At 70.5% G+C, this 21,718-nt stretch carries 23 protein-coding genes; 10 read left to right on the plus strand and 13 right to left on the minus strand.

What is annotated here, in order from left to right; translation table 11 throughout:
* Nucleotides 1–51: 51 nt before the first annotated feature.
* The 8 genes from LY40_RS19265 to LY40_RS19300 are packed head-to-tail and all read left to right on the plus strand — an operon-like array spanning nucleotide 52 to nucleotide 7,465.
* Complete coding sequence (locus tag LY40_RS19265) at nucleotides 52–1,665, plus strand: ABC transporter substrate-binding protein (protein ID WP_258937719.1); 1,614 nt, start codon at nucleotides 52–54, stop codon at nucleotides 1,663–1,665.
* Between the two features lie 25 nt (nucleotides 1,666–1,690).
* Nucleotides 1,691–2,752 carry an ABC transporter permease gene (locus LY40_RS26420; RefSeq protein ID WP_258937720.1) on the plus strand — a complete coding sequence of 354 codons (1,062 nt, stop codon included), beginning with the start codon at nucleotides 1,691–1,693 and terminating at the stop codon, nucleotides 2,750–2,752.
* A complete protein-coding gene (locus LY40_RS19275) occupies nucleotides 2,749–3,609 on the plus strand; it encodes an ABC transporter permease (protein ID WP_183784542.1) in 861 nt (286 codons plus the stop codon). The genes LY40_RS26420 and LY40_RS19275 overlap by 4 nt, the downstream gene beginning before the upstream one ends.
* A 1-nt stretch (nucleotide 3,610) precedes the next feature.
* Nucleotides 3,611–4,423 carry an ABC transporter ATP-binding protein gene (locus tag LY40_RS19280; protein ID WP_183784544.1) on the plus strand — a complete coding sequence of 271 codons (813 nt, stop codon included), beginning with the start codon at nucleotides 3,611–3,613 and terminating at the stop codon, nucleotides 4,421–4,423.
* Nucleotides 4,423–5,373 (plus strand): ABC transporter ATP-binding protein, encoded by a 951-nt coding sequence (locus tag LY40_RS19285; protein WP_258937721.1) that lies wholly within the window; start codon nucleotides 4,423–4,425, stop codon nucleotides 5,371–5,373. Before LY40_RS19280 ends, LY40_RS19285 begins: the two co-directional genes overlap by 1 nt.
* Nucleotides 5,370–5,690 (plus strand): TIGR04076 family protein, encoded by a 321-nt coding sequence (locus tag LY40_RS19290; RefSeq protein WP_183784548.1) that lies wholly within the window; start codon nucleotides 5,370–5,372, stop codon nucleotides 5,688–5,690. The genes LY40_RS19285 and LY40_RS19290 overlap by 4 nt, the downstream gene beginning before the upstream one ends.
* Nucleotides 5,687–6,703 (plus strand): LLM class flavin-dependent oxidoreductase, encoded by a 1,017-nt coding sequence (locus LY40_RS19295; RefSeq protein ID WP_258937722.1) that lies wholly within the window; start codon nucleotides 5,687–5,689, stop codon nucleotides 6,701–6,703. The genes LY40_RS19290 and LY40_RS19295 overlap by 4 nt, the downstream gene beginning before the upstream one ends.
* A 42-nt stretch (nucleotides 6,704–6,745) precedes the next feature.
* Nucleotides 6,746–7,465: an alpha/beta hydrolase gene (locus LY40_RS19300; RefSeq protein ID WP_258937723.1), complete on the plus strand. Its 720-nt coding sequence runs from the start codon at nucleotides 6,746–6,748 to the stop codon at nucleotides 7,463–7,465.
* Nucleotides 7,466–7,488: 23 nt separating this feature from the next.
* Here LY40_RS19300 and LY40_RS19305 read toward each other — a convergent pair whose 3' ends face one another.
* Both LY40_RS19305 and LY40_RS19310 read right to left on the minus strand, forming a co-directional pair.
* Complete coding sequence (locus LY40_RS19305; RefSeq protein WP_372497762.1) at nucleotides 7,489–7,953, minus strand: LysR substrate-binding domain-containing protein; 465 nt, start codon at nucleotides 7,951–7,953, stop codon at nucleotides 7,489–7,491.
* A complete protein-coding gene (locus LY40_RS19310) occupies nucleotides 7,883–8,734 on the minus strand; it encodes an alpha/beta fold hydrolase (protein WP_258937725.1) in 852 nt (283 codons plus the stop codon). Before LY40_RS19310 ends, LY40_RS19305 begins: the two co-directional genes overlap by 71 nt.
* 158 nt (nucleotides 8,735–8,892) lie before the next feature.
* Here LY40_RS19310 and LY40_RS19315 point away from each other — a divergent pair, with 158 nt between their 5' ends.
* A complete protein-coding gene (locus LY40_RS19315) occupies nucleotides 8,893–9,801 on the plus strand; it encodes an enoyl-CoA hydratase-related protein (protein WP_258937726.1) in 909 nt (302 codons plus the stop codon).
* A gap of 69 nt (nucleotides 9,802–9,870) precedes the next feature.
* Here LY40_RS19315 and LY40_RS19320 read toward each other — a convergent pair whose 3' ends face one another.
* The 7 genes from LY40_RS19320 to pcaH form a co-directional block, all read right to left on the minus strand.
* Nucleotides 9,871–10,749, minus strand: a complete 879-nt coding sequence (locus tag LY40_RS19320; protein WP_258937727.1) for an SCO6745 family protein — start codon at nucleotides 10,747–10,749, stop codon at nucleotides 9,871–9,873.
* A gap of 87 nt (nucleotides 10,750–10,836) precedes the next feature.
* Nucleotides 10,837–12,039 (minus strand): hypothetical protein, encoded by a 1,203-nt coding sequence (locus LY40_RS19325; RefSeq protein ID WP_258937728.1) that lies wholly within the window; start codon nucleotides 12,037–12,039, stop codon nucleotides 10,837–10,839.
* A gap of 175 nt (nucleotides 12,040–12,214) precedes the next feature.
* Complete coding sequence (locus LY40_RS19330) at nucleotides 12,215–13,405, minus strand: 4-hydroxybenzoate 3-monooxygenase (protein ID WP_183784562.1); 1,191 nt, start codon at nucleotides 13,403–13,405, stop codon at nucleotides 12,215–12,217.
* On the minus strand, nucleotides 13,402–13,869 hold the full coding sequence (gene pcaC / locus LY40_RS19335; protein ID WP_307876976.1) for a 4-carboxymuconolactone decarboxylase: 468 nt from the start codon (nucleotides 13,867–13,869) through the stop codon (nucleotides 13,402–13,404). Before pcaC ends, LY40_RS19330 begins: the two co-directional genes overlap by 4 nt.
* A 31-nt stretch (nucleotides 13,870–13,900) precedes the next feature.
* Nucleotides 13,901–15,100 (minus strand): lyase family protein, encoded by a 1,200-nt coding sequence (locus LY40_RS19340; RefSeq protein WP_258937729.1) that lies wholly within the window; start codon nucleotides 15,098–15,100, stop codon nucleotides 13,901–13,903.
* The gene (gene pcaG / locus LY40_RS19345) at nucleotides 15,100–15,663 is read right to left on the minus strand and encodes a protocatechuate 3,4-dioxygenase subunit alpha (RefSeq protein WP_183784568.1); all 564 of its coding nucleotides are present in this window, start codon (nucleotides 15,661–15,663) and stop codon (nucleotides 15,100–15,102) included. The genes LY40_RS19340 and pcaG overlap by 1 nt, the downstream gene beginning before the upstream one ends.
* Nucleotides 15,656–16,405 (minus strand): protocatechuate 3,4-dioxygenase subunit beta, encoded by a 750-nt coding sequence (gene pcaH, locus LY40_RS19350; RefSeq protein WP_183784570.1) that lies wholly within the window; start codon nucleotides 16,403–16,405, stop codon nucleotides 15,656–15,658. Before pcaH ends, pcaG begins: the two co-directional genes overlap by 8 nt.
* A gap of 69 nt (nucleotides 16,406–16,474) precedes the next feature.
* Between pcaH and LY40_RS19355 the strand changes: the two genes are divergently transcribed.
* On the plus strand, nucleotides 16,475–17,242 hold the full coding sequence (locus tag LY40_RS19355) for an IclR family transcriptional regulator (protein ID WP_183784572.1): 768 nt from the start codon (nucleotides 16,475–16,477) through the stop codon (nucleotides 17,240–17,242).
* A gap of 18 nt (nucleotides 17,243–17,260) precedes the next feature.
* Here LY40_RS19355 and LY40_RS19360 read toward each other — a convergent pair whose 3' ends face one another.
* From LY40_RS19360 to LY40_RS19375, 4 genes are all read right to left on the minus strand, one after another.
* Nucleotides 17,261–17,572 carry a DUF202 domain-containing protein gene (locus LY40_RS19360; protein ID WP_183784574.1) on the minus strand — a complete coding sequence of 104 codons (312 nt, stop codon included), beginning with the start codon at nucleotides 17,570–17,572 and terminating at the stop codon, nucleotides 17,261–17,263.
* The gene (locus tag LY40_RS19365) at nucleotides 17,572–17,943 is read right to left on the minus strand and encodes a YidH family protein (protein WP_183784576.1); all 372 of its coding nucleotides are present in this window, start codon (nucleotides 17,941–17,943) and stop codon (nucleotides 17,572–17,574) included. The genes LY40_RS19360 and LY40_RS19365 overlap by 1 nt, the downstream gene beginning before the upstream one ends.
* The gene (locus LY40_RS19370) at nucleotides 17,940–20,135 is read right to left on the minus strand and encodes an arylsulfatase (RefSeq protein WP_258937730.1); all 2,196 of its coding nucleotides are present in this window, start codon (nucleotides 20,133–20,135) and stop codon (nucleotides 17,940–17,942) included. The genes LY40_RS19365 and LY40_RS19370 overlap by 4 nt, the downstream gene beginning before the upstream one ends.
* Nucleotides 20,136–20,289: 154 nt before the next feature.
* Complete coding sequence (locus LY40_RS19375; protein WP_183784580.1) at nucleotides 20,290–21,633, minus strand: MFS transporter; 1,344 nt, start codon at nucleotides 21,631–21,633, stop codon at nucleotides 20,290–20,292.
* Nucleotides 21,634–21,718 lie beyond the last annotated feature (85 nt).

The following is a 21,718-nucleotide window of genomic DNA, read 5'->3' on the forward strand; positions in this document are numbered from 1 at the left end:
GTGTGCGGGTTTGACTCCGGTGTCTCCTCGGCGAACGTCACGGAGGAAAACATGCCCCGTCGGTTCCGAGTCCCCGCCCACCGCCGCTCGGTCGTGGCCGTCTCCCTCGTGTCGGTTCTCGCGTGCGTGCTCAGCGCGTGCACGGCAGGCAGAGCCGGCTCGGCGGCGAGGGACAACACGCTGGTCGTGGACACGTCCTTTGTGTACAAGACACTCGACCCGGGCAGGGTGTACGAACAGACCGGGTATCTGGCCGTGCACGCGCTCTACGAGTCGCTGCTGACTTTCGAGGGCGGCGACGTGACCGAGCCGAAACCCGGTCTGGCTGAGTCCTACGAGGTCTCCTCCGATGCCACGCGTTTCACGTTCACCCTGCGCGACGAGGCGACGTTCTCCGACGGCTCGTCGGTCACGGCCGACGACGTCGAGTTCTCGCTCGAGCGGCTCGTGAACCTCAAGGGCAGCACGGCCGCCTACTTCGAAGGACTCGACGTGGCGGCCCCGGACCGGAACACGGTCGTCGTCACCGCGGACGAGCCGAATCCCAACGTTCCCGTGCTGCTGGCGATGCCCGCGGCGTCGATCCTCAACGCGGACGTCGTCACCGACCACGGCGGCACCTCGGGGCGCGACGCGGCGAGTGAGGATCGCGCCCAGTCCTATCTGGACAGTACGACCGCGGGCAGTGGCCCCTACGTGCTCGAGCGGAACGAACCCGGCGAGCAGCTGGTGCTGACGGCCAACGACAACTACTGGGGCGACGCGCCCGCCTATCCGCGCGTCGTCGTGCGCAACATGGAGGCGCAGAACCAGAAACTTACCCTCACCCGCTCGTCGAGCCCGGAGATCGCGCTCGACATCGCCGGAACCCTGCTCGACGGGTTGCCGCCCTCGCTGTCGGTGTCGCAGAAACCCGACACGGCGTACTTCTCGTTCGTCAACACGGATCCGGAGGTGTCGCCGGTCGGGTCGCGGCCCGCGTTCGTCCGGGCCGTGCGAGCGGCGCTCGACTACCGGGGACTCGCGGACCTGCTGGGCAGCCGCAGCGGACCGGCGAGGGGACTGATCGCCCCCGCCTACCCGGGAGCGCTGCCCGAGGAGGACACGCTCGAACAGGATCTGCCGCGGGCGAAACAGCTGCTCGCCGACGCCGGCCTGACCGACCCCGCGATCGAGTTCATCTATCCGGCCATCACCTATCGCGGCGTGGACCTCGGCACGATCGCTACCAAGGTGCAGGGTGACGCGGCGAAGGCGGGGATCACCATCAACCTCCGGCCGCTGCCGCTGAACGCGTTCCTCGAACAGTACCGGGGAGGCGATGCTCAGATGGGCATGACACCGCAGGCGCTGACCTACCCGCGGGCGGACTCGATGGTCCGCGTGATGTCACCGGGCGGCGTCAACGCCGAGCGCATGAACTGGACCGACGACACGGCCTCGGCGGCCGTGCGGTCGACGACGGCGGATTTCCTCGCCGCGACCACCGACGAGGAACGCGTGACCGCGGTCGAGGCCTGGCAGCACGCGATGCACCGTGACTCGCCGTACGTCCTGCTGGGCAACAACTCGGGCACGGTCGTCAGCACCCCCGAGGTGGCAGGAGCCGACTACACGCCCGCGGGCTGGATCGTCGACCTGGCCGCGGTCCGGCGTGCCGGCTGAGCGTGCCGAACCGGGAGGAGAACCCGTGACCACTGTGGATACCGGTGCACCGCGGCGACCGCGGGTGCCGTCGTTCGTTCGCTACCTCGCCCGGCGACTCGTCATCGCCCTCGGCCTGTTGCTGGGTTCGACCGTGGTCGGTTTCCTGCTCGTGCAGGCGGTACCGGGAGATCCCGTCGCCGCGAACCTGTCCGACGAGGCGCTGGGCGATCCGGAGGCCGTGGCAGCCTTCGAACAGCGATGGGGCCTGGACGAGCCACTCCCCGTGCAGTACCTGACCTACCTCGGCAATCTGGTGCAGGGCGACTTCGGCATGTCGCAGCACACCGGACGGCCGGTGCTCGAGGATCTGCTGGACCACGTTCCCGCGACCCTCGAGATCGCGGTGCCCGCGTTCGTCCTGTCGGTGCTGTTGGGAATCACCATCGGCATGTTCGCCGCGTTGCGTCACGGCAAGGCCGCCGACCAGGCCGTGCGGGTCGGCTCGCTGCTCGGCCTGTCGACGCCGCCGTTCTGGATGTCGCTGCTGGTGCTGTACCTGTTCTTCTTCGTACTCGGACTGTCGCCGGGAGGGGGACGGCTGAGCCCGGAGTTCTCCCCGCCGCCCACGGTCACCGGTCTGTATCCGGTCGACGCGCTCCTCGCCGGTGAGCCGATGGTGGCTTGGGACGCGGTGCAGCACGCGGCGCTGCCGGTACTCGTGCTGACGCTCGTCACGACCGCGACGCTGGTGCGGTTCGTCCGTTCGGCACTGCTCGAGGTGCTGCGGAAGGACTACATCACCGCCGCGTACGCCAAGGGCCTGCCGGCACGCACGGTGCGCCACCGGCACCTGCTGCGCGCCGGTCTCGTCCAGATCATGACGATGGCCGGACTGACGTTCGCCTCGATGCTCGCGGGCACGGTCCTGATCGAGAGCGTCTTCGCCTGGCCGGGGGTCGGCAACTACGCCTACGCCAGCGCCAGTGCGCTCGACCGGCCCGCGATTCTCGGCGTGACCGTGTTCGTCGCCGCCGCCTACATCCTGATCAATCTGGTCGTGGACCTGCTCTACGGCCTTGCCGACCCGAGGATCCGTCTCTCATGACAGCGACCGCCCTGCCCCGGACCGGGGTCCGCGCGCGGCGGCACCGCGTTTGGCGCCAACCCGTCGTCGTTACCGCGCTCGTCGTGCTCGTTGCGTGGCTGGCGGTGGCCGCTTCGGCGGGGCTGTTGAGCCCCTACGACCCCCTCGCCCAGAGCGCCGACATCTACGCGGCGCCGTCCGCGGTGCACCCGTTCGGAACCGACGAGCTCGGCCGTGACGTCCTCAGCCGGGTGTTGCACGGGGCGAGACTGTCGATCCCGCTGGCGCTGGCGATCGTCGCGGGCGCGTTGGCCGTGGGCGGTGTCCTCGGCCTGATCGCCGGGTACCTCGGCAAGCTCGCCGACGAAGTGATCATGCGGTTGACCGACCTCGTGTTCGCATTCCCGCAGATCATCCTGGCGATGGCGGTCACGGCCACGTTCGGGCCGAGTGCGGGAAACGCCGTGCTGGCGCTCATCATCGTGTCGTGGCCGGTGTACGCGCGGGTCATCCGTGGAGCGGTGCTGAGCATCCGTGGGGAGAACTACCTGTCAGCAGCTCGCATGCTCGGTGTCGGCCCGGTGACGGTGCTCCGTCGCGACGTGATCCCGAACAGTGTGGGCCCGGCGATCGTGCTCGCCACACTCGAGCTCGGCAACGCGGTGCTGCTACTCGCCGGCCTGTCGTTCCTCGGCCTCGGGCCGCGGCCACCCGCCCCGGAATGGGGCGCGATGGTCGCGCTCGGTGCCAACGACATCAGCATGTGGTGGGTCAGCGTGTTCCCGGGCCTCGCGATCCTGACCGTGGTGCTCGCATGCAACATTCTGGGCGACGCCGCCCGCGACCGGTTCGACCCCAATCTCGTGGGAGGACGCTGACATGAGCGTGGATTCGGCCACCGACGAACTGCTCGCCGTGGAGAACCTCGCGGTGCGCCTGCCCGGCCCCGACGGGCCGGTCACCGTCCTCGAAGACGTCTCCCTGAGCGTTCGCCGCGGCGAGATCGTGGGGATCGCCGGGGAGAGCGGCTCCGGCAAGAGCATGACCGCGCGGACGTTGCTCGACCTGTTGCCCGCCGGGGCCGAGGTGTCCGGACGGTTGCGGTTCGACGGTGCCGAGCTCGACCACCGCGATCGGAAAGCGATGCACGCCGTGCGCGGGCACGGCATCGCAATGGTGTTCCAGGACCCCACGGCCGCGATGCACCCGATGCTGAGCATCGGCAGGCAGCTGACCGAGCACATGAGTGTCCACTTGGGACTCACCCGGAAGCAGGCGAAGGCACGGGCCGTCGAACTGCTGGAGCAGGTGCGCCTGCCCGATCCCGGCGGCGCGCTGCGGTCGTACCCGCACCAGTTCTCGGGCGGTCAGCTACAGCGCATCGCCATCGCTTCTGCGCTGGCCGCCCGGCCGAAGCTGCTGATCGCCGACGAGCCGACCACGGCGTTGGACGTGACCGTGCAGGCGGGGATCCTCGGCCTCCTGGACTCGCTGCGGTCCGAGCTCGACCTGAGCGTCCTGTTCATCACGCACGACCTCGGGGTGCTCGCGGCGCTCGCCACGCACACGTGTGTGTTCCAGCAGGGCCGGGTCGTCGAGTCGGCTCCGACGGCCGACCTGTTGCGCGCACCCGAGCACCCGTACACCCGCGCGCTGCTGGCCGCGCGCACCGATCCGGCGGAGGTGCCGTGATGAGCCTGTTGGAGCTGACCGACATCGCCGTGGAGTACCGCGCGCCAGGCCGCGACCGCGTCCGCGCCGTGGACGGCGTGTCGCTCGAGGTGAGACCGGGCGAGATCGTCGGCCTGGTGGGCGAGTCGGGGTGCGGCAAGTCGTCGTTGGCGCGGTTCGCCGCCGGGCTCGCCGCACCGACGGGTGGTGGCGTACGGCTGCACGGCGAGGCGGTGAGCCCGCTGGGACGGCGACGACGTCGGCGCGCCGAGATCGGCCTGCAGATGGTGTTCCAGAACCCGTACTCGTCGCTCAACCCGCGGCGGACGGTGCTGAGCCAGCTGCTCGACGGAGTTCCGGCGGAGGTCGGATCGCGAGCCGAGCGCAGGCGGGATGCGCTCGACCGGCTCACCCGGGTCGGACTCGACGAGGCGGCCGCCGAGCGCTATCCGCACCAGTTCTCGGGCGGTCAGTTGCAGCGCATCGCGATCGCCAGGGCGCTGGCGGCCCGTCCGCGGGTGCTGGTGGCCGACGAACCCGTGACCGCACTCGACGTGTCGTCGCAGGCGCAGGTGGTGGAGGTACTCGCAGAGCTGGTCGAGCAGTTGGAGGTGGGGATGTTGTTCATCTCCCACGATCTCGCGCTCGTGCGCAGGCTCGCCGATACGACCGCGGTGATGTACCTCGGCCGATTGGTGGAGACCGGGCCGACCGAGCGGGTGTGGCGGCGGCCGAAACACCCGTACACGCGAGCGCTGATCGACGCGATTCCCAGCGCGGACCCGGACGCCGGACTGCCCCGCGTGCTGAACGGCGACATCAACGGACCTGGTGCGGGGCACGGCGGATGCCGGTTCCGGGCCAGATGCACGGAGGCGTTCGCCGCCTGCGGAGACGAGCCGGAACTCACGGGCGACGATCACGCGGTCGCCTGCTGGTTGGACAGCGAGGATACGGAGAGGGTGGCATGACGGAACCGGACATGAGCCTGTGGGACCTGCGGGTGACGGTCGAACGGATCGAAGGCCGTTCGGTGTGCGGGATGGAAGTGGGCGACTACTTCGAGCTGACCAACAGTGCGGAACTGCGGGTTCCCGACGGCAAGCACTTCTGCATGTACGCGCTCCAGGCTGCGCTGCCGTTGTTGCCTGCGAAGCAGCGTGACCTGCCCGCAGGCGACTGGCTCGAACAGGACTGCCACGTCGCGTGCCCAGATCCGGAGGAACGCCTCGTGATGCGGGTCGACCGGACGCGCCGGTGCGAGCTGAACTCCGGCGACCTCACATGAGCGACGTGGAGATCGGGCTCGGGTTGCAGAGCAACCTGTCGCTGCCGGAATACGCCAGACTGGCGGCGGCCGCCGAGGCCCACGGCGTCGACGTGCTCAGCGTGTTCGCCGACCTGTTGTTCCAACCGCCGTTGCCCGCGCTGCTGGAGATGGCGCGGGTGACCGAACGGGTGCGGCTCGGCGCCGCCTGTTGGAACCCGTACACGATGCACCCGTACGAGATCGCGGGCCAGCTCGCGGCACTCGACTCGGCCTCCGGCGGGCGCGCATACCTGGGACTGGCGCGGGGGACGTGGCTCGGCGACATCGGAGTCACGCAGCCACGGCCGCTGGCGCATCTGCGCGAGGCCGTCGAGTTCGTGTACCGGTTGCTCGCCGGCGAAGGGGCGGGTTTCCAGGGGGAGGTATTCCGGCTGGAACCCGGCGTCGCACCGAGATACGAGACCCACCGGCCGGATCCACCGTTGCTGATCGGGGCGTGGGGGCCGCGCACCGTCGCGATGGCGGGCACGGTCGCCCGGGAGGTCAAGATCGGGGGTACGGCGAATCCCGCGATGATCCCGGTGATGCGCGAGCGGCTCGAACCGGGCGAGCGGGGTGCCGGTCGCGAACCCGGCGCGGTGCGCATCGTCGTCGGTGCCGTCACCGTCGTCGACCTCGACGGGGCCGCGGCGCGACGGCGCGCCCGCAAGGAGGTCGCGATGTACCTCGGGGTCGTCGGCGAGTTCGACCCGACCATCGAGGTGCCGCCGGAACTACTGGCGGACATCAAGGCCAGGGTGGCTCTCGGCGACCACGACGGTGCCGGTGCGCTGATTCCGGACGAGCTGCTCGACCTGTTCGCCTTCTCCGGAACGCCCGAGCAGGTGGCCGCCCAGGCACAACGGCTCATCGAGGCCGGTGTCGGCCGTGTCGAGTTCGGCACCCCGCAGGGCCTCGATACGTTGCAGGGAATCGAACTGATCGGCAGCAAGGTGCTGCCTGCGCTCGATCGGTCGCCGGTGGGCCGATGACGGAGGTGGTGCCGACGTGACCGTATCCAGGAGGAGACTGTGATGGACCGTGCCGTGCTGACCCGACCGGCGCCCGAACCCGACCGGACGCTGCGCTACGGCGACGCTCCCGAGCACGTCGCGGACGCCTGGTTTCCCGCGACGCGGCGGTATCCGCTGCTGCTGTTCGTTCACGGCGGGTACTGGAGGCCGACGTACGACCGGGTACACACGCGTCCGCTCGCCGCGGCACTCCGCGACGAAGGCTGGCCGGTGGTGTCCGTCGAGTACCGCCGCGTGCCCGGGAAACCGGACGACCTCGTCGCCGACGTCCGTTCCGCGCTGGCCGAACTGCCTGCGCAGCTCGGCATCCGCGAGACGGTCCTGGCGGGTCATTCGGCGGGCGGGCACCTGGCGTTGTGGGCGGCGTCGGCGTGTCCACCCGCGGGCCTGCTCGGCACGGTGCCGCTCGCACCGGTGGCGGATCTCGGGCTCGCGCACCGGCTCGGGCTGGGCGATGGTGCGGTCGAGGCGTTCCTGGGCGCTCCGCCGGACGAACGCCCCGACCTCGACCCGGTGCGGATGCCGGCGCCGGAGAGCCCCGTGACGATCGTGCACGGGGCCGAGGACCGCCTGCCGGTCTCGGTCAGCGAGTCGTATGTGGACACCAACCCGGCTGCGAACCTGGTCGTGGTTCCCGGGGCCGCCCACTTCGAGGTCATCGATCCCGTCAGCGCGGCATGGCCGGTGGTAACGGCAGTGCTCGCCGAGTCGACCGGTTAGGGACGTCACCGGGCTCGGGGCGGTCAGTCGACGGCGCGTGCGATGTCCAGAAGCAGGTCTCTGAGCCAGCGGTGTGCGGGATCGGTGTGGTGGGCCGGATGCCACCAGAACGCCTCCTTGAGCGGCACGACGTCCCACGGGCAGGGCAGCCTGCGTACCCCGGCGGCGTCGGCGAGCCGGAGCGCCGCCGGGGTACGCAGAAGCGCGATCCGGCGCGTTCCTGCGACCAGGAACGGGACAGGCAGAAACGTTTCGGTCACCACGTGCACCTCGGGCTCGATGCCGATCATCGACAACCGGCGGACGGCCGGGGTGAAGGCCGTCGGCGCGTGGTGAGTGACGATCCACGGCAGCGTGGTCAACTGGTCCAGCGAGATGTGCTCGGCGACCTCGTCGTGGGCGGCGGGACGGCGGTGGTCAGTCGCCGGCCGCCAGGATCGTGCGCAGCGCCGTGACGAGGGCCAACGGCCGGTCCAGCATCGGATGATGACCCGCGTCCGGCAGGTCGACGAGCACGGTGCGGCAACGCAGCAGGGACCGGATCTCCCGCGCCATCTCCGGCGAGACGAGACCGTGCTCGGTGCGGATGAACGACGTCGGCCGGTCGATCCGGGGGAGGATGCCGCGTAACGGCGTGTACGGGGCCTTCAGCGTCGGGTCGAACTTCCACGTCCAGCCCTCGTCCACCGCCCGCACGGATTCCTCGGCGATGTGCCTGCGGATGTAGGGCAGCAGGACGTCCTGGGGAGGCAGCGTCCGGAACCGGCCGAGAATGGTCTCCCGGTCCGGATACACGCGGACGGGCCTGGCCCGCCTGTTCTCCGGAGGCCGGTCGTTCAACGGCGAATCGATGATCGTCAGCCCGGTGAGCCGGTCCGCGAAATCGGCGCCGGTTTGCGCGGTCACCCAACCGCCCATGCTGTGCCCGACCACGTGGAACGGCCTGTCGACCCCTCCGGCGTCCGCCGCGGCGACGACCTCACGCGCCCAGAGCGTGATGTCGTACGACTCCCTGGCGGCGCTGTCACCATGACCGGACAGGTCGACGGCCACGACCCGCCGATGCTGGGCGAGCAGCGGCGCGATGTGGTCCCACCAGCCGGAATGGGCCGAACCTCCGTGCACGAGCACCACCCCGGGATGGTGCTCGGCACCCCAGCAGCGCAGGTGGACCTTGCCGTCGTCGACGGTCGTGTCACGGTGTTCGGGCCGCTCGGCCAGCGCGGTGCGAAACCACGACGGCGCCTCGGCGTCGCTGTCGAAATCCATCGCATCGAATCTAACCCGGGGCCCCTGCCGCCCGGCGCGTCGGGAGCTGTGGCGCGGCAGCGGTGTGGGCAGCAGGCTTGGGCGGGCCGAATCGCGCTGCTAGCTTGGCGGATGATCAACGATCGCTGCAGCCTGTCGAAGGGGACGGTGGCACGGGAATGGGCGAGTACGCCGAGATCCGCTACGAAGTGTCCGGACCGATCGCCACGGTGACCCTGCACCGTCCGGAACGGTTGAACGCATTCACCACCACGATGGCTCACGAGCTCGTCGACGCGTTCGACCGGGCCGACGCCGACGACGACGTACGCGTGGTGGTCGTGACCGGCGAAGGGCGCGGGTTCTGTGCCGGCGCCGACCTCGGCGGCGGTGCCGACACCTTCGATGCGGGCGACGGGGCCGACCGGCGTTCCGCACACGGCGAGATCGACGGCGTACCGCGGGATGGCGGCGGCACGGTGTCATTGCGCATCGCCGCGTGCCGTAAACCCGTGATCGGTGCCATCAACGGGCCCGCGGTCGGCGTCGGCGTGACGATGACGCTGCCGATGGACATCCGGATCGCCGCCGAGGAAGCCCGTTTCGGGTTCGTGTTCGCCCGCAGGGGCATCGTCCCGGAGGCTGCTTCCACGTGGTTCCTGCCCCGCATCGTCGGCATTTCGCAGGCCATGGAATGGGTCGCCACGGGGCGGGTGTTCGACGCGGCAGAAGCCCGCGAGGGCGGACTCGTCTCCCGCGTGGTCCCCGGTGACCGGCTGCTCGAGTCCGCGACCGAACTCGCCTCGGAGATCGCCGACAACACCTCGGCGGTCTCCGTCGCGGTCGCCCGTCAGCTGTTGTGGGGCATGCTCGGCTCGGCGACACCGTGGGATGCGCACCGGGCCGACTCCCGCGCGATGTACGGACTCGGCGCCGGCGCGGACGCGGCCGAGGGCGTCGCGGCGTTCCTCGAGAAGCGGGCCGCCCAATTCCCCGGGCGGCCCAGCGCAGACATCCCCGAGGGGCTTCCGCGCTGGCCGCTCCCGCCCGACGACGCGACGGGATCGGGCACCTGGCATCAGGCATAGGAGTCGCGCGGCTCGTCGGCAGCCGGCACCGCGCGGGTACGCCTGCCGGCATGTCGACATTCCGGGATGCTAGCTCCCGTCGGTTCGGGCCATGGGCCCGGAGGACGGGTAGCTGCCGGCGTCGCAGACCCGGCGGCCCCAGGGGCGCAGGATCTCGACGAGGGTGGGCAGGTCGTCGCCGAGGGCGTCGACGATCGGTCGGCACTGGCGGTCGGTGGCGGTCTCCACCGCATCCCGCTCCGCCCTGCCCTGTTCGGTCAGCGCGCCGTCGGCGACGAGGCCACGGCCGACGAGCCGCTCCTCGGCGGCGTCGAGGTGTTCGGGTGACCACGCGCGCGAGCGGATGTAGGTGCGCATCGGCATGCCCCAGTACAGCTCGGTGAGCAGGCCGATCTCCACGGCGTCGAATCCGGCACCGGTCCAAGCGGCGATGTGCGCGTCGCCGCGGTACTCGCGGAGCATGTCGCCGAGCCGCCACACGTCGCCGACGGGATCGCCGGGCAGGCCGAGTGCGCGAAGCCCGGCGAACAGGGGCTTGCCTTCGGGCCGGAGCGGTTCGACGGCCCGTTCCAGCAGTGGCCGTGCCTCCTCGAGCCGGTCCGGGTGTTCGCCGAGGATGGCGGTGAGTTGGCGGATCGCGCCGTCGGTCCGCGCCCGGCAGATCGTCGCGGCGTCGGTGAGCGACCACCCGTAGGTGACGGCCGGGACGACGACCTCGGGGTTGAACACGGCGAAGGCCGCGGCGACGACGTCACCGGGCGCCTGCCCCAGTAGCGAACCGCGGCTCGTGAAGTAGGCAGGGCCGTCCGGATTGGGCACGCCGTTCCGGGAGCCGGGGCTGCCGTTGAACCCGAGCTTCTCGTAGGCGTCGTGGCATTCCTGCGCGAAGTAGACCTGTCCGACGACGGGTTCGAGAGCGCCGGAGAGCGCGCGAGCCGGGTTCGCCACGGGTGTTCCTCCTGAATCGACGACGTTCTCGGTGCCGCGGTGCGGATGCCGCAGCGCACGAAGCTTGTCAGTGCCGGACCGCCGGGTTCAAGCCCGTTCCGGCCCGGAACCCGGTCCCGGGTCGCCGGCTCGTCGGGGCGACGGCGTGCCGTCCCCGGCGGAGGGTGAGCCAGGGCGGCCCGCGCGCGGTGGTCGTTCGCCGGCGGGTTCCGGGACGTAGCGGCGGGCAGCCAGCGGATCCTCGGTGACCCGTAACCAGCTCCGGAGATTCGCGGGAGCACGCCAGTCGGGAAGCAGGTCCGCCACCTGCTCGTGCAGGAACAGGGCGTGGCTGCAGCTCTCGTGCCAGGCGCTGATCCGTTGTTCGCGGGTGTGCCGGTGGGGCCGGAGTTCGGTGTGCAGTTCGAGCTGGGCGTGGAGCGAATGGAACGTCGCGGCGGTGCACGGATCGGCCGTGGCCTCCAGCCGTGCCGGAAGGGCGCCGCCGCACACGGGACAGTCGCACCGCCAGAGGTGGTCGAGTTCGGGCGTGTGCGCGAAGGCCCGGGCGCAGGTCGCCAGCAGGTGGTAGCTGAGCAGACCGCTGATGAACGCGGACACCCCGGCCGGGCGGCCGCCACCACCGGACGGCGTCCGATACAGATGGCGGAGCGTGCTGGTGACGCCGATCGCGGCGGCGTGCGCGCCGTGGCAGAGCGCGCCCAGCGCGGAGACGTCGCTGCGCAGGAGGAGGACCGGAACCGTGGCGGCAGCGAGCAGTTCGAGGAAGCCGCGCAGAACGTACTGCGCGGCGAAGGGGTCCTTGTCGTGCTCGATGGCCACGGCGACCGGCACGCCGTGTGATTCGATCTTGTTCGTCAGTGTCCGGTGCCGCCCCGAGGATGCGAACCATTCGGCGGCCAGCGGGAGCATGGCGATCGTCGGCGCCGGTTGCGTCGCTGCTTCGCGAAGGACTCTGTCCAGTCCGTCGTCGTCGCCGGCGGCGGCGAGGTAACCGGAATCGGTGAGTGCGATCAGGCCGCGCTCGCGCTGCCTGCGGCACCATTCCGGCTGGATGCCCTGCGCCGCAGGTTTCCGGTTGCCGCCGGAGTAGCGGTCGGCGTCGCACAGCACCGGACCGTCGAAACCGCGTGAACGCAGGGCGGCCGCGGCCGTGAGCGCATCCTGGTGCCTGCCGGTGACGACGATGCCGGCGTCGTGTGCCGCGGCTACCGGCGCGACCCGCTCCGCCTGCGAGGCACGGCACTGGAGCAGCAGCCGTCCAGCCAGCTGGTCCAGTGAGCCACGCACAGCTCAACCGTGGCGGAGCAGGGAACCGGCTGTCACCAGTGGTCACGCCGATGCCGGGCGGTATCGCGCCGACGGCCCAACCACACGTGGCGCAGCGCGCACGACGGGACGGGTGTGAGTGTCGTTGCCGGCGCTGCCGGCGAGCGCCGTCACCCGGAGTGACCCGGCGTGTCGGTCAGCGGGTGGGCCAGCCCGTGTAGGCCTCCGCGAGGTAGGTCTTCCCCGCCGTCGAGCGCACCACCGAGCGCAGCTCCGCGACCTGGCGCCGGAGGTCGAACTCGTCGGCCCCGTGCGGTCGGTGCAGCATCGAGGTCATCCAGTACGAGAAGTGCTGCGAGCGCCAGACCCTGTCGAGGGCCCGCCGCGAGTACTCGTCCAGCGCCTCGTCGTCGCCGTCGGCCAGCGCCCGCTCGAGGGTCTCCGCGAGGACGCGCACATCGGCCAGCGCGAGGTTGAGACCCTTGGCGCCCGTCGGCGGGACGGTATGGGCGGCGTCACCCGCCAGCACCATGTTTCCGTAGCGCATGGGTTCCACGACGTTGCTGCGGAACCGCAGGACCGATTTCCCGGTGATCGGCCCTTCCTCCAACCGGTGCCCGTTCGCGCCGACCCGGGCCTGCAGCTCGGACCAGATCCGATCGTCCGACCACGCATCGACGTCCTCGTCCGGATCGCACTGGAAGTACATCCGCTGCGTGGTCTCGGTCCGCTGGCTGATCAACGCGAATCCGCGGTCGGAGTGGTTGTAGATCAGTTCCGGCGCGCTCTTCGGTGCCTCGCACAGGATGCCGAACCACGCGAAGGGGTATTCCTTCCGGTACTGGCGGAGCTCGGCGGGCGGAACGGCGTGGCGGCACAGGCTGTGCGAGCCGTCCGCACCGACCAGGTACCGGCACCGGACCTCGTGAGCGCTGCCGTCGGCGTCGGTGAATCGGATCGACGGCCGTTCGCCGGTGACGTCGTGCACCGACGTGTCGCGAACGCCGAACCGCACGTCCGCACCGGCGGCGGCGCGGGCATCGGCGAGGTCGACGAACACCTCGGTCTGCGGGTACAGCCACACCGACGCCCCGGCGAGTTCCTGGAAGTCGATGTGGTGCAGCTGTCCGCCGAAGGCCAGGTACGTGCCGTGGTGGCGGTCGCCCTCGGACAGGACCCGTTCGGACACCCCGGTCTCGCTGAGCAGTCGTACGCTGTCGGCCTCCAGAATCCCCGCGCGCACGGTCTGTTCGATCTCGTCGCGGCTGCGGTGGTCCACGACGACCGAGTCGATCCCGCGTCGTGCGAGGAGGTGGGAGAGCATCAGCCCCGCCGGACCGCCGCCGACGATCCCCACGCTCGTCGTGGTGACCTCGCGCGCGCTCATGCCCCGCCGGTCCGTTCGTCGTCGCCGTCCTCGCCGGGAACCGGTCCTTCCCCGGGAACGTGCTGCTCCTCGGGACCCCGCTGCTCCTCCAGAACCCGCTGCTCCTCCAGAACCTGCTGTGCCACGGCGAACCCGTGGTTGGCGGTGGGAACTCCACAGTAGACGGCGCTCTGCAGGATCACCTCGCGGATCTCCTCGACCGTCAGGCCGTTGGTGCGGGCCGCGCGCACGTGCATGGCGAACTCGTCCCAGTGGCCACGGGCGAGCATCGCCGTGAGCACCGCGACGCTGCGCATGCGCCGGTCGAGGCCGGGACGGGTCCACACGCTGCCCCACGCATAGCGGGTGATGAGGTCCTGGAAGTCCTCGGTGAACTCGTTCTTGCGCGTTTCGGCGCGGTCGACGTGTGCGTCGCCGAGCACCTCTCGGCGCACCCGCATGCCGTCGTCGTACGGGTCGGGCATGGATATCTCCCGTCGTGGGGTCGGTCGGACGTCAGCTGCGGTGGCGGGCGAGGACGGTGTCGACGAACCGGCCTGCGGCGCCGAGATACTCCGTCGGCTCGCAGGAGGCGGGCTCACCGGAACCGCCCCGTTCGGCGAGCAGTTGGTCCGCGGCATCGTCGGCGTGGGTCCGCATCAGCGCGGTGTCGACCTCCAGCCCCGCCGTCAGCTCGGCGGCCTGCGCTGCGGCGGTGATCGTGAGTTCGAGCAGGCGGCGGAGCGTGGGCCACTCGGTGTGCCACGCCCCGTCCGGCCGTTGATCGACGGCCTGCGCGGCGGCGAGATGCAGCTGCGCGCCGAGCTGCGGCGCCTGCAGACCCGCACTGCGGACAAGGACGGACAGCACGGGGTTCCGCTTGTGCGGCATGGTCGACGACCCGCCGCGCCCGGGAGCAGCGCCTTCGCGGACCTCGGCGATCTCGGGCCTGCCCAGCACGCCGACGTCGGTGGCGACGACGCCCAGTGCGTCGCACACGCCGACGAGGGCGTCGCCGGCGTCGGTCACCGGGCGGCGGCGGGTGTGCCAGGGCAGTCCGGGCCATCGGAGCGTAAGTTCGGCGGCGAAGGCGCGTGCCGTCGCCACCGGATCGGTCCCGAACTCGGCCACGAGCGAGAGCGTGCCCGCAGCGCCGCCGCACTGCACCGGGAGGTGGTCCCTGCGGTCCCGGACGGCGTCACGGGCGTCGAGGACACCGGCGAGCCACTGTGCCGCCGTCAGCCCGAAGGTCACCGGGACGGCGTACTGGGTGAGCGTGCGGCCGGGCATGACGGCGTCCCGGTGCTGCGCGGCCAGCGTCGCCAGCTGGTCCGCTGTGGTGTCGAGGTCGGTGCCGATCCGGTCGAATGCGTCCCGGATCAGCAGCACGAGCGCGGTGTCCAGCGTGTCCTGGCTGGTCAGCCCGCGGTGCACGCGCGCTGCGAGGGGGTCGTCGCCGAGGGCATCGCGTAACGCGGTGACGAGCGGCACCACGGGATTGCCCGCATCCTCGGCCTTCCGTGAGAGATCGGCGACGTCGAGCCGCGCCCCGCTGAGCGTCTCGGCTGCGCGGTCCGCCTCGGTGGCCTCCAGCACGCCGGTCGCGGCGAGTGCCCGCAGCCAGGCGATCTCGACCGTACGCATGGCGTCGGCCACGGCGGCGTCGCCGGTCAGCCCGGCGGCCCGGTGCGTTCCCGGGCCGAGCAGGCCGCCCATCAGTCGTGGCCCGGGAACGTCAGGAACACCGTCTCCCGGTCACCCTGGAGCCGGATGTCGTGGCGCAGGTCGCCGTCCGAGTCGCGCATGGCGATCAGTGTGCCCCTGCGCTCCTCGGTCAGCGCGCCGAGCAGCGGGTCGCCGTCGAGGCCGTGACTCGGAACGTAGATGCGGGTGAACAGCCGGTCGAGCAGGCCGCGTGCGAACACGGTCACGGCGAAGTAGGCGGCCGCGCCGTCGCGGACCGGTGCCGGTTCGACGGTCCTGAAGGAGTAGCGGCCCGCCGTGTCGGTCGCGGCCCTGCCCCAGCCGGTGAACCGGCCGTCGCGGCGCAGCGACCCCTCGGTGGCGGGCACGCGGCCGGACGCGTCGGCCTGCCGGATCTCCAGGAGGGCGTCGGGAACCGGAGCTCCCGCGCCGTCGTACACGGTGCCGTGCAAGCGGATCGTGTCCGGTGCGCCCGCGGGCGCGAGCCGTGGGCCGTCGTCGTAGGGGAGGGCGTAGTGGAAGAACGGGCCGACGGTCTGCCCGGGCGTCGGGGCGCTCGGTCCGTGCTCACGCATCGGTGTCCTCCTCCATCGGGGTGGCGTGCGACCCGGTCAGCACGATGTCCCAGCGGTATCCGGTGGCCCACTCGTGAGTGGTGACGTCGTGGTCGTAGGTCGCGATGAGCCGTTGCCGTGCCGTCTCGTCGGTGATGGACTGGAAGATCGGGTCGAGCGGGAACAGCGGATCGCCGGGGAAGTACATCTGGGTCACGAGCCGTTGGGTGAACTCGCGGCCGAACAGTGAGAAGTGGATGTGTGCCGGACGCCAGGCGTTGTCGTGGTTCCGCCACGGATACGGGCCGGGCTTGACGGTCGTGAACCGGTAACGGCCTTCGTCGTCGGTCAGGCACCGGCCCGCGCCGTGGAAGTGCGGGTCGAGCGGAGCGGGGTGCTGGTCGCGCTTGTGCACGTAGCGCCCGGCGGCGTTGGCCTGCCAGATCTCGACCAACTGGCCCCGCACCGGGCGGCCTTCGGCGTCGAGTACCCGGCCGGTCACGACCATGCGCTCGCCGATCGGTTCGCCCTGGGGATGGAGGGTCAGATCCGCCTCGATCGGGTCCACATCGGACTGGCCGAATACGGGTGCTGCGAGTTCGACGTCTTCGGGGTCGACGGTGAGGGGCTGTTTCGTGGGATGGCGCAGCACGGAGCTGCGGTACGGGGCGAAGTCCAGGCGGGTGCGGGTCTCGCCGGGCTGCGCCGTGGCGTGGATGTGCGCGATCTCGTCGGAGATGGACCGCTGCGTTGCGGACGTCATGGGCCACATCGTGCGCCGTGATCACGACCAGGGCTAGAGTGGACTTTCACTCAGTGAAAGGTGTGGGCGATGTCGGGCAACGTCTCGTCCCCGGGCGCGACCGTGGTGTCCCGGGTGTTGGCCGTGCTGTACGCGTTCGACAACGGGCACCGCAGACTCGGCGTCACGGAGCTGGCGCGGCGCGCCGACCTGCCCGTGCCGACCGTGCACCGTCTGCTGCGCGAACTCGTCGCGGGCGAGGCGCTGACCCGGGACTCCGGCGGCCGCTATGTGATCGGCAGGCGGCTGTGGGACGTGGGCATGCTCGCCCCCGAGCAGACCGAACTCCAGCAGGTCGCCTCGCCGTTCCTGAGCGACATCCACGCGGCGACCCGCGCGACCGTCCACCTCGCCGTCCGTGACGGGACCGAGGTGCTGTATCTCGACCGGCTGTCGGGACGGGCCTCGGTGCCGGTCGTCAGCCGTGCGGGCTCGCGGCTACCGCTGCACGCCACCGGAGTCGGGAAGGTGCTGCTCGCACACGCACCCGCACAGCTGCGCGAGGACTACCTGACCATGGAGATGCGGCGGCCGACGGTGCACACGGTGACGCATCCGGAACGTCTGCGCAGACAGCTCGCGGTGGTCCGGCGCGAGGGCTACGCGACGACCGAGGACGAGATGACCCTCGGCGCCTGCTCCATCGCCGTGCCGATCGCGCGGGCCGCGTCCGGCAGCGGCGAGCAGGAGGTCGTGGCCGCGTTGGGCATCGTCGTGCCCACCCTCAAACGGGAACGCACCCGGCTGCTGACCGCGCTGCAGGTCGCGGCCCGCGGCATCGGCCGAAGCCTGCCGTGAGCGGGCCGGCAGGGCCCGCTACGCGGCGAACGGGAGGTAGGCCGTCGCGGCCGCTGCGAAGAGGGCCGTCGCCGCGGCTGCGGCGTGGATCTGCCGGCGGAGTCCACGAGTGCACGCTCTCCCGCGGGCGCGCCGGCGCCCGACCCGGGCGACGAAGCAGGCTGCGACCAGGGCGGCGACGGCGAGGCCGACGCGGGCGGCCGTGAACTCCTCGTGCGGGCGAGCGAGGAGGAGCAGACCGTTCACCACGAACGCGGCCGCGGTGCGCTCCCACGCCAGTTCGGTGCGTTCGGGTTGCAGACCTGGCCGGTCGGGGAGGGGCCGGGGCATCAGGACGAGGCGGGCATCATGATCAGGCCCAGCACGGCCGCCGCACCGGCCAGCAGCACGATCGCGAGCAACTGAGGCAGTCGCGTGTCCGGCAGGTCGGCGTCCCGCCGCATCGCTGCCTGCACCCGTCGCCATCGGCGCAGCGCGATCAGTGGGATCGCCCCGCCGACGCCGGTCAGGCCGGCGCCGAACCCGTACCGCACGGCGTCGACCGCCGCCTCCGGCAGCAACTGCACCACCGCCAGGCCACCTGCGGTCAGCGCCAACGCGGTACGGGTCCAGGCCAGGAACGTGCGCTCGTTGGCCAGCGTGAACCGGTAGTCGGGCTCGCTGCCGTCCTGCGCTCGTCCCGTCGCAGTGCTGCTCGTCACGGCACCGCTCCGCGGTCGGCTTCCGACTCGCTGTCGGGTCTCAGGTCGATGCGCACCCAGTGGAGCCGACCGGAGAAGGTGTTCGCCCGTCCCTGGGGGTACTCCTCGGTGACGGGCGTACCGCGGTCCCTGCCGACGTCGAAGGTTTCGTCGGGGGAGAAGAAGAACGGCACCGTGGCTCCGATCCGTCCGGATCCCACGCCGGTCCCGTCGACGACGAGCCGCCCCGTGCCGCCGCGGCCGGTCCCACCTCCGTCGTAGTCGAAGTGGAACTCGACGGTGTGTCGACCCGGGCCGAGAGCAGTGTCGCTGGAGACGTAGAACCGTTGCATGCCACAGAGGTTGTGACAATAAGCGAGTCGGGAATCCGAGACGTACAACGACCAGCCTCCGAACCGGCCGCCCTGTGCGACGAGGACTCCGTCCGCCACACCGTCGACGGTGATGTCGGCGGTCACCGAGTACGACGTGTTCTTGACGTTCGGCGCGGCATCCTCCCGGAGTCCCGGCAGGTCCGGGTGCATCGTCACGGACCGGCGCCCCGCCATCAGGTCCCGGCGGCCCGCCAGCGCAGGATTCATCTTCTCCGTGAGCCGGTCGTCCAACGGGAACACGTTGTGCCTGGCCGCTTCGACCACGAACCGGTTCTGCAGCTCGGCCAGTCGTTCCGGATGCTTCTCGGCGAGATCGCGGCTTTGGGACCAGTCGGTGTTCGTGTCGTAGAGCTCCCAAACGTCGTCCTCGAACGGTGACAGCGCCGGCGCCGCCATCATCCACGGGATGCGGTGACGGGTGACCGCGGTCCAGCCCTCGTGGTAGATGCCGCGGTTGCCCGCCAGTTCGAAGTACTGCGTGTGGCGTCGCTCCGGGGCGCAAGGATCGTCGAAACTGTAGTTGAACGGCATGCCTTCGAACGGGATCTGTGTGGCTCCGTCGACCTCGGCCGGCTCGGGCAGTCCCGCCGCCTGGAGGATGGTCGGAGTGACGTCGATGCAGTGATGCCACTGATGACGAACCTCGCCGCGGGCCTCGATTCCGTTCGGCCAGTGCACGATCATGCCGACCCGGGTCCCGCCGTAGTGCGAGGCGACCTGTTTGGCCCACGGATACGGGGTGTTCATCGCCAGCGCCCAGCCGACCGGGTAGTGGGCGTAGGCGTGCGGACCGCCGATCTCGTCCAGCTGGTCGTGGATGCGTTCTGCCGTGTCGATGAACCCGTTGGCGGTGACCGCCTCGTTCAGCGTTCCGTCGATGCCGCCCTCGGCCGAGGCGCCGTTGTCCCCGAGAACGTAGATGATCAATGTGTTGTCGAGCTGGCCCATCGCTTCGAGCTCGTCGACGAGCCTGCCCGTCTGCACATCGGTGTGCTCGGCGAACGCCGCGTAGGACTCCATGAGCCGCTGCGCGACCTCGCGCTGGACGTCCGAGAGCTCGTCCCAGTGCGGGACTCCGTCGCACCACGGCGCCAGCTCCGTCTCCGGTCCCACGACGCCGAGCTCACGCTGTCTGGCGAGGGTGCGTTCGCGTTGCTCGTCCCAGCCGTGGGAGAACTCGCCACGGTATGCCTCGCGCCACGATTGCGGTAGATGGAACGGCGTGTGGCACGCCGCGTAACTCAGATAGGCGAACCACGGCTGGTCCGGAGCGAGTGTGTCGTGGGTCCGGACCCAGGAGATCACCTGATCGACGAGATCTTCGGAGAGGTGGTACCCGTCCTCCTCCGTGCCGGGCGGCTCGATGGGTGTCGTGCCGTCGACGAGATTCGGGGTGAACTGGTTGGTTTCGGCGCCGAGGAAGCCGTAGAACTTGTCGAACCCCTCACCGGTCGGCCACCGGTCGAACGGTCCCGCCGGCGTCGACTCGGCACCGGGAGTCTGATGCATCTTCCCGAACGCACCCGTGGCATAGCCGTTGGCCTGGAGCATGCGGGCCACTGTCGCGACCTCGCGGGGGCGGCGCGCGGTGTAACCGGGGATCGAGGTGGCGATGTCGGGCAGCGAGCCCATGCCGGCCGTGTGATGGTTGCGTCCGGTCAGCAGCGCTTGCCGGGTCGGAGCGCACATCGCGGTCGTGTGGAACCGGCTGTAGCGGAGTCCTCCTTCGGCGAGCCGTTCCGCGGCAGGCATGCGGCACGGCCCGCCGAACGCCGACGACGCACCGAATCCCATGTCATCGATGAGTACGAGCAGCACATTGGGTGCATCGGCCGGGGGACGGATCGGTTCCTCTGCCGGGTACGGCGGATCCTGTGCGCGAGCGTCGAATGCGGGCGGAATGCCGGAACCCGGGGGTGTGAGAGGTAATGTTCGCCGGTCCAACGGAGCGCTCCTTTCCGAGCGGTGCGACTCAGGCCTCTTCGAGTTGGGGTGCGGGCGCGTCCGGTCGGGACGATCGCCGGGGTCGCGGTACGAGCATGATCACGGCGCTCAGTACGAGCGCGGTGATGCCGAAGACGTAGAAGTTCCATTCCGGACCGATGGCTGCACCGAGGATGAAGCCACCGATCAGTGGGCCGGCCACGCCGCCGAGCCGGGACAGTCCCATCGTCCAGCCGAGTGCCGTGCCCCGTGCGTAGCCGGGGTAGTACGTGCCCGTGAAGCTGAAGATGAGTGCCGCGGAGGTCAGCGCTCCCGAGCCGGCCACGAAGATGATGACGTAGACGAGCCCGGTGGGCGGCCCCAGGCTGAGCGCCAGGAAACAAGCGCACGCGATGATCCCCGCGATGACCACGGCGAGTCGTGGACTGGATCGGTCCGCCACTGTGGACAGAACCAGATTGCCGAGCAGGCCACCCGCATTGAGGGCGACGAGGAACGCCAGCGATGAGCCGAGGCTGTAACCGGAGCTGGTCAGGATCTGCGGGAGCCAGGTGTTGAGACCGTAGGCCAGGATGAACCCGCAGAACCCGGCAAGGGGGAACGCGATGCTCGCCATCCGGTACCCCGGTGCCGCGAGCGTTCGGATCGCGGCGGTCCGCCCGAGTGGCTCCTTCTCTTCCGGCAGTGACATGGCTTCGATACTGCGTTCGACCACCGCGGTATCGAGGCCCAACGAGGCCGCGAGTGCGCGGGCGCGTTCGTGTCGGCCGCGGGTGACGAGGTGGTCGATCGACTCGGGTAGTCGCCAGGCCAGGAAGGGGAGGACGGCGATGCCGATCACGCCCCCGACGAGAAACATGGCACGGTAGCCGAGATTCGGGACGATGACGACCGACAGCAGCGAGACGACCACGGCGCCGATGGCGTATCCGGCGAGCATCGTCGCGTTGTAGAAGTTGCGCCGCTCGACCGGTGCGTATTCGGTGACGAGGGCGATGGCCATCGGCAGCGCGCCGCCGAGCGCGAGCCCGACGAGGAATCGAAGGAAGCCGAGCATGGCTGGTCCGGTGGCCGCGGCGCACAGTGCCGTGAGCACACTGAACATCGCCGTGTAGAACAGCAGGGGCTTCCTGCGGCCGTACTGGTCGGCGATGTAGCCGGACATCAGCGCGCCGATCATCAGTCCGATGAGCGCATAGCTACCGATCGCCCCTCCGGTTTCCGGACTCATGTTCCAGGAACCGTCGGCGAGCAGCGACGGCAGCACGGTTCCGTAGATGACGAGGTCGAAGCCGTCGAGAAAGACGACGGCGAAACAGAGGGTCCAGACCGTACGGGCGACTCGGGAAGCCGCGGTCGGTTGGTTCACCATCACGCACCACCTTCGTTGGTGATCGCAAAAACATAATCATGATTACGTGGAACTGTCGGGAGAAGCAAAGACCGGCTGCCTGAGG

The sequence above is a fragment of the Prauserella salsuginis genome (assembly GCF_024648885.1).
Taxonomy (GTDB): Bacteria; Actinomycetota; Actinomycetes; order Mycobacteriales; family Pseudonocardiaceae; genus Prauserella; species Prauserella salsuginis.

Coding starts and splice junctions, on each gene's coding strand:
- LY40_RS19265 (WP_258937719.1), top strand. CDS start 52: ATGCCCCGTCGGTTCCGAGTCCCCGCCCACCGCCGCTCGGTCGTGGCC.
- LY40_RS19275 (WP_183784542.1), top strand. CDS start 2,749: ATGACAGCGACCGCCCTGCCCCGGACCGGGGTCCGCGCGCGGCGGCAC.
- LY40_RS19280 (WP_183784544.1), top strand. CDS start 3,611: ATGAGCGTGGATTCGGCCACCGACGAACTGCTCGCCGTGGAGAACCTC.
- LY40_RS19285 (WP_258937721.1), top strand. CDS start 4,423: ATGAGCCTGTTGGAGCTGACCGACATCGCCGTGGAGTACCGCGCGCCA.
- LY40_RS19290 (WP_183784548.1), top strand. CDS start 5,370: ATGACGGAACCGGACATGAGCCTGTGGGACCTGCGGGTGACGGTCGAA.
- LY40_RS19295 (WP_258937722.1), top strand. CDS start 5,687: ATGAGCGACGTGGAGATCGGGCTCGGGTTGCAGAGCAACCTGTCGCTG.
- LY40_RS19300 (WP_258937723.1), top strand. CDS start 6,746: ATGGACCGTGCCGTGCTGACCCGACCGGCGCCCGAACCCGACCGGACG.
- LY40_RS19310 (WP_258937725.1), bottom strand. CDS start 8,734: ATGGATTTCGACAGCGACGCCGAGGCGCCGTCGTGGTTTCGCACCGCG.
- LY40_RS19315 (WP_258937726.1), top strand. CDS start 8,893: ATGGGCGAGTACGCCGAGATCCGCTACGAAGTGTCCGGACCGATCGCC.
- LY40_RS19330 (WP_183784562.1), bottom strand. CDS start 13,405: ATGAGCGCGCGCGAGGTCACCACGACGAGCGTGGGGATCGTCGGCGGC.
- pcaC (WP_307876976.1), bottom strand. CDS start 13,869: ATGCCCGACCCGTACGACGACGGCATGCGGGTGCGCCGAGAGGTGCTC.
- LY40_RS19340 (WP_258937729.1), bottom strand. CDS start 15,100: ATGGGCGGCCTGCTCGGCCCGGGAACGCACCGGGCCGCCGGGCTGACC.
- pcaG (WP_183784568.1), bottom strand. CDS start 15,663: ATGCGTGAGCACGGACCGAGCGCCCCGACGCCCGGGCAGACCGTCGGC.
- pcaH (WP_183784570.1), bottom strand. CDS start 16,405: ATGACGTCCGCAACGCAGCGGTCCATCTCCGACGAGATCGCGCACATC.
- LY40_RS19355 (WP_183784572.1), top strand. CDS start 16,475: ATGTCGGGCAACGTCTCGTCCCCGGGCGCGACCGTGGTGTCCCGGGTG.
- LY40_RS19360 (WP_183784574.1), bottom strand. CDS start 17,572: ATGCCCCGGCCCCTCCCCGACCGGCCAGGTCTGCAACCCGAACGCACC.
- LY40_RS19375 (WP_183784580.1), bottom strand. CDS start 21,633: ATGGTGAACCAACCGACCGCGGCTTCCCGAGTCGCCCGTACGGTCTGG.